This window comes from Paenibacillus sp. 05T425, assembly GCF_056396205.1.
This window is the reverse complement of the sequence record NZ_JBFTLA010000020.1, coordinates 58809-74462: the sequence shown is the minus strand read 5'-3', so window position 1 is coordinate 74462 and position 15654 is coordinate 58809. Positions and strand designations below refer to the sequence as shown.

Sequence of the window (15654 nt, the reverse complement as noted above, 5' to 3'; positions counted from 1 at the left end):
CACAGGCCATTGGTTAACCAATAAGTTCCAGTCGAATAGGAGCTAAGCCCTACCGACTATTTTTTCAGAATATTCAAACACAACTCACACCCGTCTCCCCAATGGATATTCCTACCTTCTTACACAAACTTCTTGACGCTACCCTGCTGGGTGTAAAAATGCCGGATTTGACTGCATGTTTTCCAATCAAGTGTCACTTTATCGGCGAATGTGCCCGATTAGACTGTATGAAATACAGGCAAGCGAATAGGAGTAAATGAGGACCTGTGCTTCGGATTTAGGACTGGATTGACCAACAGTCAAGAATCATGTTTCCAACGTCATTGCCAAGCTGGAATTACGCGATCGGACCCAGGTGGCTATTTTTGCGGTAAAGCATGGAATCGGTTTATAACGTTCTAAAGAAGGGTATAACGGTTCATATTCGGTTATCCAAGGAGGCTGCGAGTATGAGCGTGTTATTGAAGGATAAAGTAGCAGTTATTACGGGCGCGGGTTCGGGAATAGGCCGTGCAGCGGCGCTCCAATTGGCTCGGAACGGAGCCAGCATCTGCCTGTTCGATCTGAATAATAATCGGACCGAAGAGGCGGAGCAGGCTATTCACGAAATGGGAGGACAATCGTTATTCGTGGACGTGGACGTATCGGATCCGCAGCGGGTACAGCAAGCGGTGAAGTCTGTCATCGATCGGTTCAGAAAAATCGATATCGTATTCGCCAATGCAGGCATCAATGGCACGCTTGCCCCGATCGAGGACTTAACGCCGGAGGCATGGGACGAGACGCTGTCGACCAATCTGAAGGGAACGTTCCTGACCGTCAAATACGCGGTTCCGCATATGAAGAAATCCGGAGGCAGCATTATTATTACGAGCTCCATCAACGGAAGCCGGAAGTTCTCCGGATTCGGCATGTCGGCCTACAGCGCATCCAAAGCGGGCCAAGTCGCCTTTGCCAAAATGGCCGCCCTGGAGCTGGCCCGCTATAAAATCCGCGTCAACGTCATTTGCCCGGGAGCGATCGAAACGAATATCGGCGAAAATACCGATCGCACGAAGCAGGTCGATAAGATCAGCATTCCCGTCGAATACCCAGAGGGCAATCAGCCGCTTGAGCACGGTCCGGGCCAACCCGAGCAGGTAGCTGACCTGATTCTGTTCCTCGCCTCGGCGCAATCCAGTCATATCTCTGGAACAGAGGTATTCATAGACGGGGCGGAAACACTGTTATAGCAAATGGAGCGGGATGCTCTGCATGGCCTTTAATACAAAGCATCTGAAGCTTACCTGTGTGGTTTATAAACCTCAAAGGGACGCATCATTTCGAGATCTTCATGCTCAAGCATGTGGCAATGCCACACGTAACGTCCGGTGAAGGGCCCAAAGCGGGCTATAATGGTTGTGACGTAAGCAAAAGGGGCTTGAACCGTATCCTTTAATCCCCCCTCATAGGGGTGAGGAGGAGACGGTGGCCCCGTGAAAACAAGGGTTCTCGTTTTTTGAAATTGAGTAACATCAAAAGGCTGGCGTTCGATAATTTGAAAATCGACCAAATGAATATGGATGGGATGAGGATCATCATCGACGACGTTGATGAGTCGCCAAATTTCAACCGTATCCACTTCGATTTTTTCGGATATGCGGTCCATCCACATTTTAGCATCCAGTAAGTTCAAAGACCTGCCGTATCGATCCTTGAATCGATCAAGCGTTAAATATCTTGTTCTCTTTGCCATCGTTGTTGGCAGTCGTTCGATTTCCCCAAGGTAATAAGGAATAGAGCTCGTATCTATGCTTTTCAATGGAACGAAGTGTTTATGGGGCAAATCATTTATTCATTTAACGTATAGAATATCAAATTGATAGTCACCCGTACGTTGGATTAACGCGTCATCTAATGCATCGTACAACGCCTTGACATCCTTAGCAGCATTAAGCTCCAACCCCAGCGCGAAAGCCGCTCCTCCATTTTGCTCAATCAAGCGGACAACTTCCTCGGCGGCATCCTTGCTTCTGCCATAGTGAACGGAAACCAAAGCACCCTCTTCTGCTAAGCGCAACGCGATGGCGCGTCGATCCCCCGGCTTGCTCCGGTAACGAGCGCAACTTTTCCATTCAGCTTTTTCATTTTCTCATCAGCTCCTCTTCTTATTTCACTTTCAGTTTTAACATAGAAGGGATTTTGAGATGTTGCAGTCGTATTCGAAGCCGGATAATTGGCTAGTATGGTGGTAAACGGACTTTTTTGCAGGAGGATAATGAAATGAAATTCGAACTTGGCCGTTGTTTGCTGCAAGAGCGATTAGCGGAGGCCGGAATGACCGAAGAAGAGCTAGCCCAAGCGTTGCTCTACAAACGTGAGTTGATCTCCGATTATATGGAAAACAAGAGAGTGATGCCCTTGAAAAACGCTGTTGCCATCGCTCGTACGGTTGGTTGTAAGGTCGATGACCTGTATGAATGGATTGCCCCTGAATAGTTGACGCCTCATGCGCGCACAATGTAATTGGTAACGAAAAGAAGCAGAGGAGGCTAATACGATGAACATCCAGCGGGCACAGGAAATTGCGGCTTCGCCGACCATGGAGAACGTAGAGTATGACGGGGTTCGTATTTATATCCAGCATGTGAATGAAGAGAATGAGACAGCCAGAATATATCCGATCGATCAACCCGAGCAAGAGCAAGAAGTTCCCTTGCGAAGCCTCTCTGAACCTTCTTCGCAAGTGGCTATGGACGTCGAGCAAGTTGCCTGCAGGGTTCAAAGCGATTCCTAGTACCGCAACACGCGCAAAAAAACCGCAAGCGGGGCACTTTAACCAAAGTGTCAAGCTTGCGGTTTTTTAAACCTCATTATATTACTCGGTATACAATCGCCTCGTAAGGCAACATCTCAATGATCGTTTCTTGATTGGTTCTTTCGGCATTATTGCTAATGACGATGTCGCCAAGCTTCTCAAAGCCACACTCCGCGATGTTGCAGGTTGCGGGTTGATCCGAGATGTTCAGCAGAACGAGCCAGCATTCCTCACCCATCGTTCTCGTATAAGCGTAAATCTGCTCATGCTGGTCCAAGTAGGTTTCAAATTGTCCGTAAACCATAACCTCATTGCTTTTTCTTAATGCGATAAGTTGTTTATAGTAATAATAAACGGAGTTGTCATCTGCCAAGGCTTGCTCGACATTGATTTCTTTGTGATTCGGATTGACGCCAATCCATGGTTGGCCTTCCGTGAAGCCGGTTTGCGGCTCGGCGTTCCACTGCATAGGGGTACGGGAGTTATCGCGCGACAAGTGCTGCAGCTCCTTCAGCACCTCTTCCGGGTCGCGGCCTTTCCCGACTTCTTCTTTATACTTGTTTCTCATCGCTATATCATTGTAATCGTCGATGGAATCGAAACGAATGCCTGTCATCCCGATTTCTTCACCTTGATAAATATAAGGCATGCCCGGCAAGGTGTGAAGAAGGGTGGCAAAACATTTGGCCGACTGCTCGCGATATTCGGCATCGTTGCCGAAGCGCGTTACAAGCCGCGTATGGTCATGGTTGTTCAAAAACTGGGAGTTCCAGCCTTTGCCCCACAAGCCGTCATACCATCGCTTCTGGATTTGCTTGAAACGATGCATATCCCAATGGGCCATATAATCGCATACTTCGAAGTGGAACAACGTATTTAATTCGCCGCGGTCCTCGCCAACGTAGAGCACGCCGTCTTCGGGGTTCACGAACGGAATTTCACCGACGGTAAACACATCGTAATGCTTGATCACTTTATCATGCATTTCCTGCAAGTACTCGTGAATGCCGGGATTGTTGCCCAAATACGAAATGTTCTCAGGCTGCTCGGAATCAGGGAAGCCAGGAATTTTCGCTAGCAGGTTGATCACATCCATTCGGAAGCCGTCGATCCCTTTATCCAGCCAGAAACGCATCAAAGCATAAACTTCTTCACGAACCTTCTCGTTCTCCCAATTCAAATCCGGCTGTTCGGCGGAGAAGGAGTGGAAGTAATACTCGCCCGTTGTTTCATCAAAGGTCCAAGCGGATGGAGCGAAGTAGGAGCGCCAATTGTTCGGTTCCTTGCGCCAAATGTAATAATCGCGCTTCGGGTGATCGACGGATGAACGCGACTCCTTAAACCAACTATGCTGATCAGACGTGTGGTTAACGACAAGATCCATAATGAGCTTCATGCCGCGATCATGCACGGCAGACAGCAGCTTCTCGAACGTTGCCATCGTGCCCGCCTTTGGCATAATCGAACGGTAATCGGCAATGTCGTAGCCATTATCAACATCGGGCGAATCGTAGCACGGGTTCAACCAAATGACGTGGGCGCCCAGGCCTTGAATGTAATCCAGCTTGCTATACACGCCTTCAAGGTCGCCATAGCCATCACCGTTGCTATCATAAAAGCTGCGCCAATACACTTGATAGACGACCGCTTCTTTCCACCAGGTTTTGTTCATGTTGTTATCTACCCTTTCCTACTTCAACCGCATAGCCCGTCGTATTACGGAGCACATTCACATGCAGGTCTTGATTCGTCGTTGATCTTTGTAATTCGATACTTAAGTGGCCTCCGCCAATGGCAATTCGTTCAATCTTCAAGGTGTTCATCCCGCTTGGCATAGCCGGATGAAGCCGAATGGTTCTGGTTAAGGCATTGGGGAAAAGCCCCAAAGTTGATTGCGCTAGCACGACCGATACGGCGGCAGACCAGGCTTGCGGAGAGCATGTCGTCGGATAGGGGACGACGCCTTCGCCTTCACCCGCATATCCGCAAAACAATTCAGGGAATCGCGCATCATCGAAGGATAAAGAGGCTTCCAGCAAGCTGTCCATCAGCTGCACCGCTTCCGCCGTATAACCGAGACGGCTTAAGCCCAGCAGGATGAATCCATTATCATGAGGCCATACGCTGCCGTTGTGGTAGCTCATTGGATAATACCCCGTCGATTGATCGCTCATCGTTCGAATGCCGAAGCCGCCATTCATGTCCGCCGCGCTTAATCGCTCCGCCACCTTCGCCGCGCGATCTGTCTCCGGCAACCCGCAGAAGAGCAGGTGACCGGGATTGGATGTAACGGATTGAACAGGCTCTAGGCCGCGTTCAAGCGCTATGGCATAGTATTGATGTTCATCCATCCAATAGCGGGACTCGAATTGCTCCCGAAGATGGTCGGCCTCTTGATGCAGCTTCGTTCCCAGTTCGACATTGCCAAGGCTATCAAAGATCGCAGCGAGCTGCTGCTTGGCATAGTAGACATAACCCTGAACCTCGCTTAATGCAATAGGAGAGGACGCCAGACGTCCATCCGGATGGACGATACAGTTCGGCGAGTCCTTCCACCCTTGGTTGGGGAAGCCAAGCTCGGCTTCTTGATGGTAGGAGAGAAAGCCTCCGTATTTGCCGGAGGTGTCGTCAATCCACGCTAGAGCCTTTGTTACGGCAGGCGTTAGCTCTCGAACCAGATCTAGATCGCCAGTCCACTTGACGTATTCGGCAAGGACGACGAGAAATAACGGCGTTGCATCGACGGTGCCGAAGTATGGGCCGAACGGCGATTGCCCCGTAGCGACCAATTCGCCAAATCGTTTTTCATGCATGATTTTCCCTGGCTGCTCGTCTCGCGTAGCGTCATATCTGTCGCCTTGCCAAGCGGCCAATGTGCGCAAGGTTGCCTTTGCCGTCTCCGGTTGCAGCATTAGCATAGAGAGAGAAGTAATTAAGCTGTCTCTGCCGAACGGAGCCGCAAACCATGGCAGGCCGGCCGTAGGCATCTCGCCAAACCCGTAGTCAGACAACAACATCTTTAAATCCTGCACGCTTCGGTTAAATACACGATTAAATTGCGGATGATCGGTTTCTGCCATCATTCTTTCTTCCGTCCATGTACGGTAGCTGTCGGAGAGGGCCGTTAATCCTGATTTGAATGCTATGAAAGGTGTCTTTTTCAAACAATCCCACTGAGGGGTAATCATAAAATGAATCGAAACCGACTTGCGCGGCTGTAACAGACTGGAGAAACGAACATTACCGGCTTCACTCACCTCGGCAGGCTCCGAATCCCACTGAATGTGTATGAAGCGCTCCACGCCGTCCAAACCCGAGTATTGCAACGTTATAGCTTCGGAACCATAATCGGCATGACTGATTTGTCCAACCTCGCCGGTACGGTATTTGCGAACGAGAAACATATCTTGGAAGTCCGCTCCAAACTTCAGATCAATATCGGCAGGACGGGCATCCGGGAAATAATTCGTCACCGTAATTCGCTCGTGCAGCGAGCCCTCATAAATATAACGTTCCCGAACAATCTCCAGAGCGCCTTCGTCTTTCGTTTGGTTCATGAGACGAAGCTTGGTGTAGTAGCTCCGATCCATATGGGCGGAAAGCAGTTGAGGCTGCTCGCCGTTCACCTTCAAATCCATTTCGCTTAGGAAGCGAGTATCTTTCGCATAGAGACCATATCCTTCGTCCGAGCTTCCGAGCATATCGCCGCTGGGGCTTGTAAGACAGAATAGATGTCCTTCTTTAATCACGCAGTTATTCATGTTGTCATTCCTCCCGGTTACTTCACCGCGCCTTCGGCGACCCCTTTAATGATGTGTTTTTGTGCTGTGAAATAGAAGATGACAACCGGAATAATGGACAACGTCAAGCCTGCCATCGCCAAGTTCCACACAATCGTAAATTCGCCAAAGAAATAGAAGGTGGAGAGCGGGATGGTGCGCAAGCCTTTGTCCGATAGCGTCAGAGAAGGAAGCAAGTAATCGTTCCACATCATGATGACGTCCAGAATCGCAACCGTAATCGTAATCGTCTTCAGAATAGGGAATACGATCCGCCAGAACACGCCGAATTTGGTGCAGCCGTCGAGCGTGGCGGCTTCTTCGAGCGCTATGGGAACGGATTTAATAAAGCCGTGGTACAGGAATACGGCCATGCTGGCATGGAAGCCGATGTTCATAAAGATGAGTCCGCCATGCGTATTGAGCATGKGAATGTGAAGCGTTGTGCCGATCCAGCCCATGACTTGCATCAGGGGCATCATTAGCGTTTGGAACGGAATGAGCATCGTCGACACGAGCACCATGAAGATGATCTGGCTGAGCTTGTTGTCCGTACGGACCAGCATCCATGCCGTCATGGAGGCAAAGACAACGATGAACACAAGGGAAACAAGCGTCACGAACAGCGAGTTGCCGAACGCCGTCAAATAATTCATCTTATCCATCGCCTCGGCGTAATACTCGAAGCTGAAGGAGGACGGAAGCGCCAATGCGTTTTCGTAAAGCTCCGAACGGGTTTTGAAGGAGTTCACGATCATGATATAGATAGGCGACAGGAATAGAAGGGCAAATAGGACAAGCAACGCTTCCAGAATCCATTTGCTTGTTTTTTTCATTACATTTGCACCTCTTTTTTCTTCGTGATATACACTTGGACCAAGGTCACGGCGGCGACAAGAACAAAGAACACAATCGCTTTCGCTTGTCCAATACCGTAACGGCTATATCCGAAAATTTCGTTGAAAATGTTCATGGCAAACATTTCGGTGGAGTTGATCGGCCCGCCGCCGGTAAGCGACAGGTTCACATCGAATATTTTGAATGCGCCGGATAGCGTCAAGAATAAGCATATCGTAAAGGATGGCATAAGCAGCGGGAACACGATCTTGGTCAACTTATGCCAAGCATTCGCGCCATCGACCTTCGCCGCTTCCATCAAGTCGTCGGGAATGCCTTGAATGCCCGCAATGTAGATAATCATCGTATAACCCGCCATTTGCCAAGCGAATACGATAACGATCGCGTACAACGCATACTCGGGATTAAGAAGCCAATTGAAGAAAACATTATCCATGCCGGCGTTTTGTCCGACATATTTGAACACGTCCGTGAAGATGAACTTCCAAATGTAACCTAAGATCAAGCCGCCGATTAGATTCGGCATGAAGAAGAGTGTTCTAGCCAAATTGCTGGTGCGAAGTTTGGAGGTAACAAGCAACGACAAAGCAAGCCCCATTACGTTAACGATAACAAGGGCAAGAAACGTAAATTTAATCGTCAGCCAAGCCGACTTCAAGAAACGTTCGTCTTGGAAGATTTGGACGTAGTTGTCGAAACCCACGAATACTTTCGGGTTGGCCGGTATGCCGTCCCAGCTAATAAAGGAATACCAGATTCCGATCGCGAAGGGGACGAGCACGACAAGGGAAAAGATAAACAGCAGCGGCAATGTAAATAGAGCGTACCAGCCTCTATTTTTGATCGCATTCATGTACATTCACTCATTTCGGAGTAATATCGGTTGAACGGAAGGGAATAGATGAAAAACTAACCTGGTTGTGCCAGGTTAGTTTTTCTCGATTTGTTCAAATATAGGAAAGTATAAGTTTCACCCTTATACTCACGCCTATATTTCACCGCGAAACGTTTGCTTTTGCCGCCAGAGGACGGCGTCAGCCGTTTACGCTTGATTGTGCAGCTGTGATCACTTCGGAGCTTTCGCCCAAACTTCATCAAGCTTCTGCAGGAATTGCTCTCCAGTCATGGACGGAGTCAAGAAAAATTGTTGCGTGACTGGAGCCAAGTCGTTGACGATAATGCCTTGCGGGAAGTACGTCAGCGCCCATGGGATTGTGTTGCCGCTGACCGTAGCTTCAGATACCGCTTGGGAAAGAGGGTCCAGGTTGTTTGTTTCGATATTCGTCATAGCAGGAATGAACTTGAATTCGTTGACGATAATGTTTTTGCCCGTTTCGCTGTTGTAAAGCCATTCGAAGAAGGCGTTAGCCGCTTTAATTTGATCCGCGCTCGCTTTGTTGTTGATCGTCCAGATCGCCGGGATGTCGACAGCAAGCTTGTTGTTGCCGGCAAGCGGGAGAGGCATCATGCCAACTTCAATGTCCTTGTAGTCGGCAAGCATGCCGTAGCTCCAGTTGCCTTGGTGAACGATCGCGGTTTTGCCTGTAGCGAAGTCGCCCATTTGCGAATCGTAAGTGGTCTCAAGCGGATTGGAAGCTAGCTCTCTGATGGCTTCCATGTACTGGGCGAACTCTTGGAACTCTTTAGTGTCGGCCATTTTTACTTCGCCTTTGTTCAACTGCTMAACAAATTTAACGGGATCTTGTTGCAGCGCGAACGGCGTGTTGATGATATGTCCGATCAAGAAGTAAGCTTCTTGCGAGAGGCTGAAGCCGTTAATGTCTTTTGCTTTCATGTCCTGTAAGAAGGTTTTGAAGGATGCAAGATCGGTAATTTTGGCGGGATCCACCAAATCCTTGTTGTATACGAGACCGAAGCCTTCAACGCCAGTTGGAACGCCGACGATTTTGCCGTCAATCTTTACTTGCATCTTAGGAGCGATGTTTTTCACGTATGACTCGTTGCTCATATCGTAGTAGTACGATTGGAACTTCGTTGTCTCAGCGCCTGTTTGAACGCCGAAGATCGTTGGTCCTTCACCGGCATTCAGCTTCGCTTGAAGCTGAGTCAGATAGTTGTCCCCTGCGGAACCCCATACTTCGATTTCATTTCCTGTTTCTTCTTTATACTTCTCGGCCATTGCTTCCAATTGATCCGCAATTTCAACCTTGGATTGGAATAATGAAATTTTCGGAAGCTTATCTGTTCCGCCCTCTTCAGTAGCTGTGTTGTTGCCGCCGCATGCGGAAAGGATGGTCATCAGCACAACTGCACTGGTCATAATGGAAATAAAGCGCTTTACATTTGTCACTTGCAATGTCCCCCTTTAGTTGGATGTACCCTTGATTATAAACAGACAGATGGAGAAGTCAATAAAAAACTTTAATAAAATTGATGTTTTACTAATTAAATTGTCGAAGTTTTAAGTAAAACACTACTGAAAATTCAAGGTAAAATAGAAGGTGTTTTACTAACGTGTAAATATGACTCTAGACATGGATCCTGTCGTACCAATGGTTTTGGCAATTTTATTCTTGTTGAAATGTGTAGGTAAAATGATTGTAAAGTGTTATAATGTATTTTACTTAGGTGAATTGATGAGGAGGTTTATGGATGAGCAGTTTGAAAGAGATTGCCCAGTTGACGGGCGTATCTATTTCGACCGTATCCAACGTACTGAACGGACGGAAAAATGTATCGCAAGAAACAAGAGAACGAATCCTGCGGTGCTGCGAAGAGCAAGGTTATGTGCATGACGCTTCGCCCAAAAAATCCAAATCAGATAAAGATAAACGGATCGTATTTATTTTTAGCGATTTTGATCGCGAGTTTTATTTGAAGATTATCGAAGGCGTCAGCACCTGTCTGAACGAAAATGGGTATGATCTTATCATTTGTACCAACAAATCCAGCGATAACTTCCTGAAAAGCAGCTTCGCCCGAGGCACCATCAGCTTGGACGGAAGCTTGTCGGACGAATTTTTCCAAACGGTGGCCAAGCCTGAGTTTCCGGTTGTTCTTATGGATAGGGTTCTCGAAAACGTAAATAAGAATACAAAAAGCGTGGTCGTCGATAATTATCCGGTTATGTGTCAGCTTGTACAGTCTTTAGTGGATAGAGGCTTCCAGCGCTTCGGCTTCTTGGGCGGACATGCAACTTCGTTAGATAATAAGGAGAGATTCTCTGCTTTCGCCGATACGCTTCAAACCAACGGAATTGCTTTTGACCAGACGTACTATTATCACGGCAATTACCGGGAGAAGAGCGGTTATCAAGCGGCCAAGCTAATGATCCTTAGCAACGATTATCCGGAAGTGCTAGTATGCGCCAACGATAATATGGCGGTCGGAGCTATGAAAGCTTTCGAAGAGCATCAAATTTCCGTCCCGCATAACATTTCCATTACAGGCTTTGATGATTCGGACGCGGCTGCGCTGGCGGGACTTACCACGATCAAAATTCCGCGATACGAAAGCGGGTTTCTGGCCGCCAAGGAGCTGCTGGAACTGATCAAAGGAAATGTCAATCGTGACACCGTCAAAATAGGGGCATCCATTATATGGCGCCAGTCCGTGCGCTCGTAATAGCTATATAAGACAAGGCAAAGGCCGAGAGCCCTCCGTTTACGAGAGGTTGTCCGGCCTTGTTTTAATCTACATGGTCAAGATGAAAGATTAGGCTGGAATTCAACTGTAAAAGCCAAGATCATCCCCTATACCTGTCGCAATAATTGTATGAATATGGTAATAACAGGCTAGAGCGACAGGCGAAGAAATGCGTCCGGCGAGAGCGGACGGCTCAGGTCTGCGAAGGAAGGAGGGTTCGGACGACCGTTTGGAACGGTGGACAGGCTAGGTATGCATGCACTCATTATGAATCGAGGAGGAGCAAGAATGAATCATGCAGTCGACAAGCAAGTCTACAAGAAGTGGTTATCCGCAGTGCTCATAGCGGCAATGCTGTTGGCGATGCTGACGTTAACGCCGTCGCACGTACAAGCAGCGTCTGCGTTCACGCAGACAGCGGCGTCGAGCTACAATGCACAGTCGGGTATACAGTTGGAGACGTCGAGCGAGGGCGGGCAAAATGTCGCTTTTATCGATAACGGGGACTACATCAGGTTCGATGGTGTTGATTTCGGAACTGGTGCAAGCGCTTTCTCGGCGCGAGTGGCCAGCAATGCAAGCGGCGGAGCGATCGAGGTGCGACTGGGCAGCTTGACCGGCACATTGGCCGGAACCTGTACGGTTGCAGGTACGGGCGGCTGGCAGAACTGGTCGACGATATCCTGTGCCATTAGCGGCAATCCGACGGGCACGCAAACATTGTTCTTGAAATTTACCGGCGGTACGGGTAATTTGTTCAACCTGCTCTGGTTCCAATTCTCCGCAGGAAAGTCGGCATTCGTGCAGACGGAAGCGGAGTTGTATGACGTACAATCGGGCATACAACTGGAAACGGCGAGCGAAGGCGGACAGAATGTCGCCTACATCGATAATGGCGATTACATCCGCTTCAACAACTTGAACTTCGGCAGCGGCGCTAATACGTTCTTGGCTCGCGTCGCAAGCCAATCGATCGGCGGATCTATCGAGGTTCGTCTAGGCAGCTTAACCGGCACATTGGCAGGCACATGCACGGTTCCCGTAACCGGCGGCTGGCAGAACTGGACGACGGTATCCTGTGGCGTCTCGAACATAACGGGCGTACAAAACGTGTTTCTTAAATTTACGGGTGGAGTAGGCAGCCTGTTCAACTTGAACTGGTTCCGCTTCGATCCGTCCGCGCCTCAACCGTCAGGCGGCGACGTTGTCGGCAAAGTCATTGCGGGTTATCAGGGCTGGTTCAACGCTGCCGGAGACGGTTCTCCGAACGGCGGCTGGATTCATTGGTCCAAGAATAGCTCCGCTCCTGGAACAGGCAGCAATGTGAATTTCGACCTGTATCCGGATCTCAGAGAATATTCGAAGACCTACGCAACCAGTTTGCAAAATCTGAATAACGGACAACAGGCCAAGCTGTTCTCGTCTTATGATCAAGAGACGGTTAACAAGCATTTTGAATGGATGCAGACCTACAACATAGACGGCGCGGCTTTGCAACGGTTTGGCGCAAGCACGAGCAGCACGCCGGACAACTGGCGGACGAATCGGGACAGCGTTGCGGTTAAGGTTAAGAATGCGGCAGAAAGCTATGGCCGCAAATTTTATATCATGTACGATATTACAGGCATGGATGCGAATACGTGGGACGATGCGGTCAAATACGACTGGACGAACAACATTCTCGGCGGCATGAATTTGACCTCCTCTTCCGCTTACGCGAAGCAGGACGGGAAGATCGTCGTCAATATATGGGGGATTGGTTTTAACGATCGTCCGGGAACGGCGTCGGAATCGGCGGCGCTTATCCAATGGTTCAAGGATCAGAACGTCTACGTCATCGGCGGCGTGCCAACTTACTGGCGTACTGGCGTCGAAGACTCCAAGGCGGGTTTCATGAGCGTCTACCAATCGTTCGACATGCTCTCGCCATGGTACGTTGGTCGCTTCGGCGGATTGGACGGCGCGGATCACTTCAAGAACAATCTGATGCAGCCGGATCTAGCGGTTACGAACCAATACGGCATCGATTATCAGCCGGTGCTGTGGCCGGGCTTCTCCTGGCATAACCTGCATGCAGGGCCGCAAAATCAAATTCCGCGATTGCATGGCGATTTCATGTGGCGGCAGGCGTACAATGCCAAGAGTCTTGGCATTAATAGCGGCTACGTAGCCATGTTCGATGAATACGATGAAGGAACAGCCATCGCGAAGGCCGCGGAAAATTCCTCCATGATTCCGGCCAATCATTATTTCCTGACGCTTGATGCGGACGGCGTTGCTGTCTCCTCGGACTTCTATTTGAGGCTGACGGGCGACATCAATCGAATGTTGAAGGGTCAAATACCGGCAACCGCGCAGCATCCGACAAGCCATCAATAATACAGAACGGCCCGCAGGCATTCCAGATGCCTGCGGGCTGTTTTTTTGCATGTGTATGGTAGCGTATCAAGAGTCGGTTAATTAGCCAAATACCAATTCGTATCGAGGCCGGTTACGGGACAATACGGGAATTTGTCCCCTTCTTTCAATGCAGCGCGCCGGCCTGCCTCGCAAATGTACTCGCCTTCTTGATCGACTTGCTCGCCCGTGTAATAAGAAGTTTTTGTCTGACTCATAACGACACCTCTTTAATTAGGATTTGCGAACGACTGGCTTGTGGCCGCTTGCTATAAGCTAACCCGTGCAACGTTCGCTTGCTTATTAGTAAACCGTTCAGGCAAAGCTGAAACACCCTATCGACAATCAATAGCCATTCCATATAGCGTTATCGCCTATCCTATAGCATAATAATGGAAGGATGGAAGGGGATGATAGAATGCCGAACATTAAGGTGCTTATAGCCGACGACAATTCCTTCATTCGCGAAGGAATGAAAATCATATTAACGACGTTCGAAGGGTTCGAGGTTGTAGCGACGGTCGAGAATGGGCTGGAGGCCGTGGCCTATTGCGAGCAGCATGAGGTTGACGTGGCGCTGCTGGACGTGCGGATGCCGGAGATGAACGGGGTGGAAGCTACTCGGTTAATCGCCGAGCGGACAAAGACGAGACCGCTTATCTTAACGACCTTCGACGATGATGAATATATACGTGATGCCATTCGTTACGGAGCCAAAGGCTATTTGCTTAAAAATAACGATCCCGAGCGGATCAGCGACGCGATTAAAACGGTCTATCACGGCCATAATGTTCTGCAGGATTCGGTACTGGATAAGCTGAAATTGGCGAAAGAGCCAGAGTCGCCCGTGCTTAACGAAGCTGCGAAAGTCGACAAAAGCCTCTTTACGGAGCGGGAACTCGATATTATGGCGCTGATCGCCAAGGGGAGGACGAATAAGGAGATCTCCAAAGAAATCTTTATCTCCGAAGGCACGATCGCTAACCACATTACTTCGATATTGAGCAAAACAGGTCTCACCCATCGTACGCAAATCGCGATTTATTACTTGACCGGAGAATTGACCTAATGACCGAACCAAGAGCAAGAGATGTATCGGAGCTTGCCGGAATCGGCTTTAAAGCGGCTTTGCTCGTCTTTACGGCGGGCCAATCGCTAATCTCGGAAACAAGCGCAACGCCCTGGTTCATATTATCTGTGTTAGTCTATCTTTCTACGAACTTATTGTTCTATATTTTGCGAAAAGAGGGACTTCGTCCCGCAATCGCGGTTTTGTCCATAGGGGTAACCATCTTCGCCAGCCAGGATTATCCGCTCATGATTCTGCTGCTGCCGGTACATCTATGGGAGGTGTCGTCCATCGCTCACGGCATCCAGGGGGTTGTTTCATTCCTGCTCACGCTTATTCCGGTAGCGATGCTGCCCCGGCAACTGATGTTCCTCTATCTATTCATTGCAGCTGCGACGTGGATATATTTTTATGTCCTGCAGCGCTACGGAAGATCTCTGCGAGAACAACGTTCCGAGCTGGAACGAATGCGGGGCGAGCTGGAACGGCTGCACGTCAAGCTTCAGGAAAACGATGAGTTTCTGCGGCAAACCGAATACACGCTTAAGCTGGAGGAAAGAAACCGGATGTCCCAGCATATCCATGATCACATCGGACATGCCATGACGAGCGCGCTCATTCAGATGGAGGCGGCGAAGCGCTTGATCACGAACGATCCGGGCAAGACGTCGCTGCTGCTGGATAATGCCATTCATATTTCGAAGGAAGGGATCGAAAGCATTCGAATCGAGCTGAAGCGGATGAAGCCGCCGACGGAACAGATGGGCGTCAACCGAATGAAATTGTTCATCGACGAATTTGCGGCCAAGCACCCGATCCGGACGGCCTTTTCCTACGAAGGAAATATCGATTTCATTACGCCGATTCATTGGAGAATCATTCATGAAAATACGAAAGAGTCGCTTACCAATACGATGAAGTATGCCAAGGCTACCACGATCTCGATCCACGTGCAGGTGCTGCCTACATTAATCAAGGCTACAATCACGGACAACGGACAGGGGCAGACGAAGATTGTGAAGGGAATCGGCATCGTGGGCATGGAAGAGAGAACGGCGGCCGTGGGCGGTAAAATCATCGTAGACGGCTCGAGKGGATTTTCGGTGACGACTTTAATACCGTATACCCCGTGAAGAAATGAGGGGTAC

Annotated in this window: 13 protein-coding genes and 3 pseudogenes; 8 read left to right on the top strand and 8 right to left on the bottom strand. The window is 49.3% G+C overall.

All coding sequences use genetic code 11. From position 1 onward, the window contains the following. Positions 1-295: 295 nt before the first annotated feature. Together AC1DF0_RS29555 and AC1DF0_RS29550 are read left to right on the top strand one after the other, a co-directional pair. Positions 296-394: pseudogene (locus AC1DF0_RS29555) on the top strand (LuxR C-terminal-related transcriptional regulator); the annotation flags it as partial. Between the two features lie 55 nt (positions 395-449). Next, complete coding sequence (locus AC1DF0_RS29550) at positions 450-1232, top strand: SDR family oxidoreductase (RefSeq protein ID WP_477576976.1); 783 nt, start codon at positions 450-452, stop codon at positions 1230-1232. Between the two features lie 50 nt (positions 1233-1282). Here AC1DF0_RS29550 and AC1DF0_RS29545 read toward each other — a convergent pair whose 3' ends face one another. Together AC1DF0_RS29545 and AC1DF0_RS29540 are read right to left on the bottom strand one after the other, a co-directional pair. After that, entirely contained in the window at positions 1283-1648 is a 366-nt protein-coding gene (locus AC1DF0_RS29545) for a multicopper oxidase domain-containing protein (RefSeq protein WP_477576974.1), read from the bottom strand. A 198-nt stretch (positions 1649-1846) separates the two neighbouring features. Then, positions 1847-2127, bottom strand: a pseudogene (locus tag AC1DF0_RS29540) (SDR family NAD(P)-dependent oxidoreductase); the annotation flags it as partial. 135 nt (positions 2128-2262) lie between these two features. On the opposite strand from AC1DF0_RS29540, the gene AC1DF0_RS29535 reads away from it, so the two are divergent. Together AC1DF0_RS29535 and AC1DF0_RS29530 are read left to right on the top strand one after the other, a co-directional pair. Further along, a complete protein-coding gene (locus tag AC1DF0_RS29535) occupies positions 2263-2478 on the top strand; it encodes a helix-turn-helix domain-containing protein (RefSeq protein WP_442048240.1) in 216 nt (71 codons plus the stop codon). Between the two features lie 61 nt (positions 2479-2539). Beyond that, positions 2540-2713 (top strand): annotated as a pseudogene (locus AC1DF0_RS29530) (small acid-soluble spore protein H); the annotation flags it as partial. A gap of 139 nt (positions 2714-2852) precedes the next feature. On the opposite strand, the gene AC1DF0_RS29525 reads toward AC1DF0_RS29530, so the two are convergent. The 5 genes from AC1DF0_RS29525 to AC1DF0_RS29505 all read right to left on the bottom strand — a co-directional run bounded on the left by AC1DF0_RS29525 (position 2853) and on the right by AC1DF0_RS29505 (position 9745). Next, the gene (locus AC1DF0_RS29525) at positions 2853-4469 is read right to left on the bottom strand and encodes a glycoside hydrolase family 13 protein (protein WP_477576971.1); all 1617 of its coding nucleotides are present in this window, start codon (positions 4467-4469) and stop codon (positions 2853-2855) included. Between the two features lie 4 nt (positions 4470-4473). Next, positions 4474-6558, bottom strand: coding sequence for an amylo-alpha-1,6-glucosidase (locus AC1DF0_RS29520; protein WP_477576970.1), 2085 nt, complete (start codon positions 6556-6558; stop codon positions 4474-4476). Positions 6559-6575: 17 nt separating this feature from the next. Beyond that, the gene (locus tag AC1DF0_RS29515) at positions 6576-7412 is read right to left on the bottom strand and encodes a carbohydrate ABC transporter permease (RefSeq protein ID WP_477576968.1); all 837 of its coding nucleotides are present in this window, start codon (positions 7410-7412) and stop codon (positions 6576-6578) included. Beyond that, on the bottom strand, positions 7412-8287 hold the full coding sequence (locus tag AC1DF0_RS29510; protein ID WP_442051072.1) for a carbohydrate ABC transporter permease: 876 nt from the start codon (positions 8285-8287) through the stop codon (positions 7412-7414). Before AC1DF0_RS29510 ends, AC1DF0_RS29515 begins: the two co-directional genes overlap by 1 nt. A 213-nt stretch (positions 8288-8500) precedes the next feature. Continuing rightward, positions 8501-9745 carry an ABC transporter substrate-binding protein gene (locus AC1DF0_RS29505; RefSeq protein ID WP_477576965.1) on the bottom strand — a complete coding sequence of 415 codons (1245 nt, stop codon included), beginning with the start codon at positions 9743-9745 and terminating at the stop codon, positions 8501-8503. Positions 9746-10047: 302 nt separating this feature from the next. Here AC1DF0_RS29505 and AC1DF0_RS29500 point away from each other — a divergent pair, with 302 nt between their 5' ends. Both AC1DF0_RS29500 and AC1DF0_RS29495 read left to right on the top strand, forming a co-directional pair. Further along, positions 10048-11019 carry a LacI family DNA-binding transcriptional regulator gene (locus AC1DF0_RS29500; RefSeq protein ID WP_442051070.1) on the top strand — a complete coding sequence of 324 codons (972 nt, stop codon included), beginning with the start codon at positions 10048-10050 and terminating at the stop codon, positions 11017-11019. Positions 11020-11328: 309 nt separating this feature from the next. Beyond that, the gene (locus AC1DF0_RS29495) at positions 11329-13419 is read left to right on the top strand and encodes a carbohydrate-binding protein (RefSeq protein ID WP_442051069.1); all 2091 of its coding nucleotides are present in this window, start codon (positions 11329-11331) and stop codon (positions 13417-13419) included. Positions 13420-13496: 77 nt separating this feature from the next. On the opposite strand, the gene AC1DF0_RS29490 is transcribed toward AC1DF0_RS29495, so the two are convergent. Then, positions 13497-13655, bottom strand: coding sequence for a hypothetical protein (locus AC1DF0_RS29490; RefSeq protein ID WP_337100422.1), 159 nt, complete (start codon positions 13653-13655; stop codon positions 13497-13499). A gap of 200 nt (positions 13656-13855) precedes the next feature. Between AC1DF0_RS29490 and AC1DF0_RS29485 the strand changes: the two genes are divergently transcribed. After that, positions 13856-14506 carry a response regulator gene (locus AC1DF0_RS29485; RefSeq protein WP_442051068.1) on the top strand — a complete coding sequence of 217 codons (651 nt, stop codon included), beginning with the start codon at positions 13856-13858 and terminating at the stop codon, positions 14504-14506. Continuing rightward, complete coding sequence (locus AC1DF0_RS29480) at positions 14506-15639, top strand: sensor histidine kinase (protein WP_477576962.1); 1134 nt, start codon at positions 14506-14508, stop codon at positions 15637-15639. Before AC1DF0_RS29485 ends, AC1DF0_RS29480 begins: the two co-directional genes overlap by 1 nt. Positions 15640-15654 lie beyond the last annotated feature (15 nt).

Coding starts and splice junctions, on each gene's coding strand:
- AC1DF0_RS29550 (WP_477576976.1), top strand. CDS start 450: ATGAGCGTGTTATTGAAGGATAAAGTAGCAGTTATTACGGGCGCGGGT.
- AC1DF0_RS29545 (WP_477576974.1), bottom strand. CDS start 1,648: ATGGACCGCATATCCGAAAAAATCGAAGTGGATACGGTTGAAATTTGG.
- AC1DF0_RS29535 (WP_442048240.1), top strand. CDS start 2,263: ATGAAATTCGAACTTGGCCGTTGTTTGCTGCAAGAGCGATTAGCGGAG.
- AC1DF0_RS29525 (WP_477576971.1), bottom strand. CDS start 4,469: ATGAACAAAACCTGGTGGAAAGAAGCGGTCGTCTATCAAGTGTATTGG.
- AC1DF0_RS29520 (WP_477576970.1), bottom strand. CDS start 6,558: ATGAATAACTGCGTGATTAAAGAAGGACATCTATTCTGTCTTACAAGC.
- AC1DF0_RS29510 (WP_442051072.1), bottom strand. CDS start 8,287: ATGAATGCGATCAAAAATAGAGGCTGGTACGCTCTATTTACATTGCCG.
- AC1DF0_RS29500 (WP_442051070.1), top strand. CDS start 10,048: ATGAGCAGTTTGAAAGAGATTGCCCAGTTGACGGGCGTATCTATTTCG.
- AC1DF0_RS29495 (WP_442051069.1), top strand. CDS start 11,329: ATGAATCATGCAGTCGACAAGCAAGTCTACAAGAAGTGGTTATCCGCA.
- AC1DF0_RS29490 (WP_337100422.1), bottom strand. CDS start 13,655: ATGAGTCAGACAAAAACTTCTTATTACACGGGCGAGCAAGTCGATCAA.
- AC1DF0_RS29485 (WP_442051068.1), top strand. CDS start 13,856: ATGCCGAACATTAAGGTGCTTATAGCCGACGACAATTCCTTCATTCGC.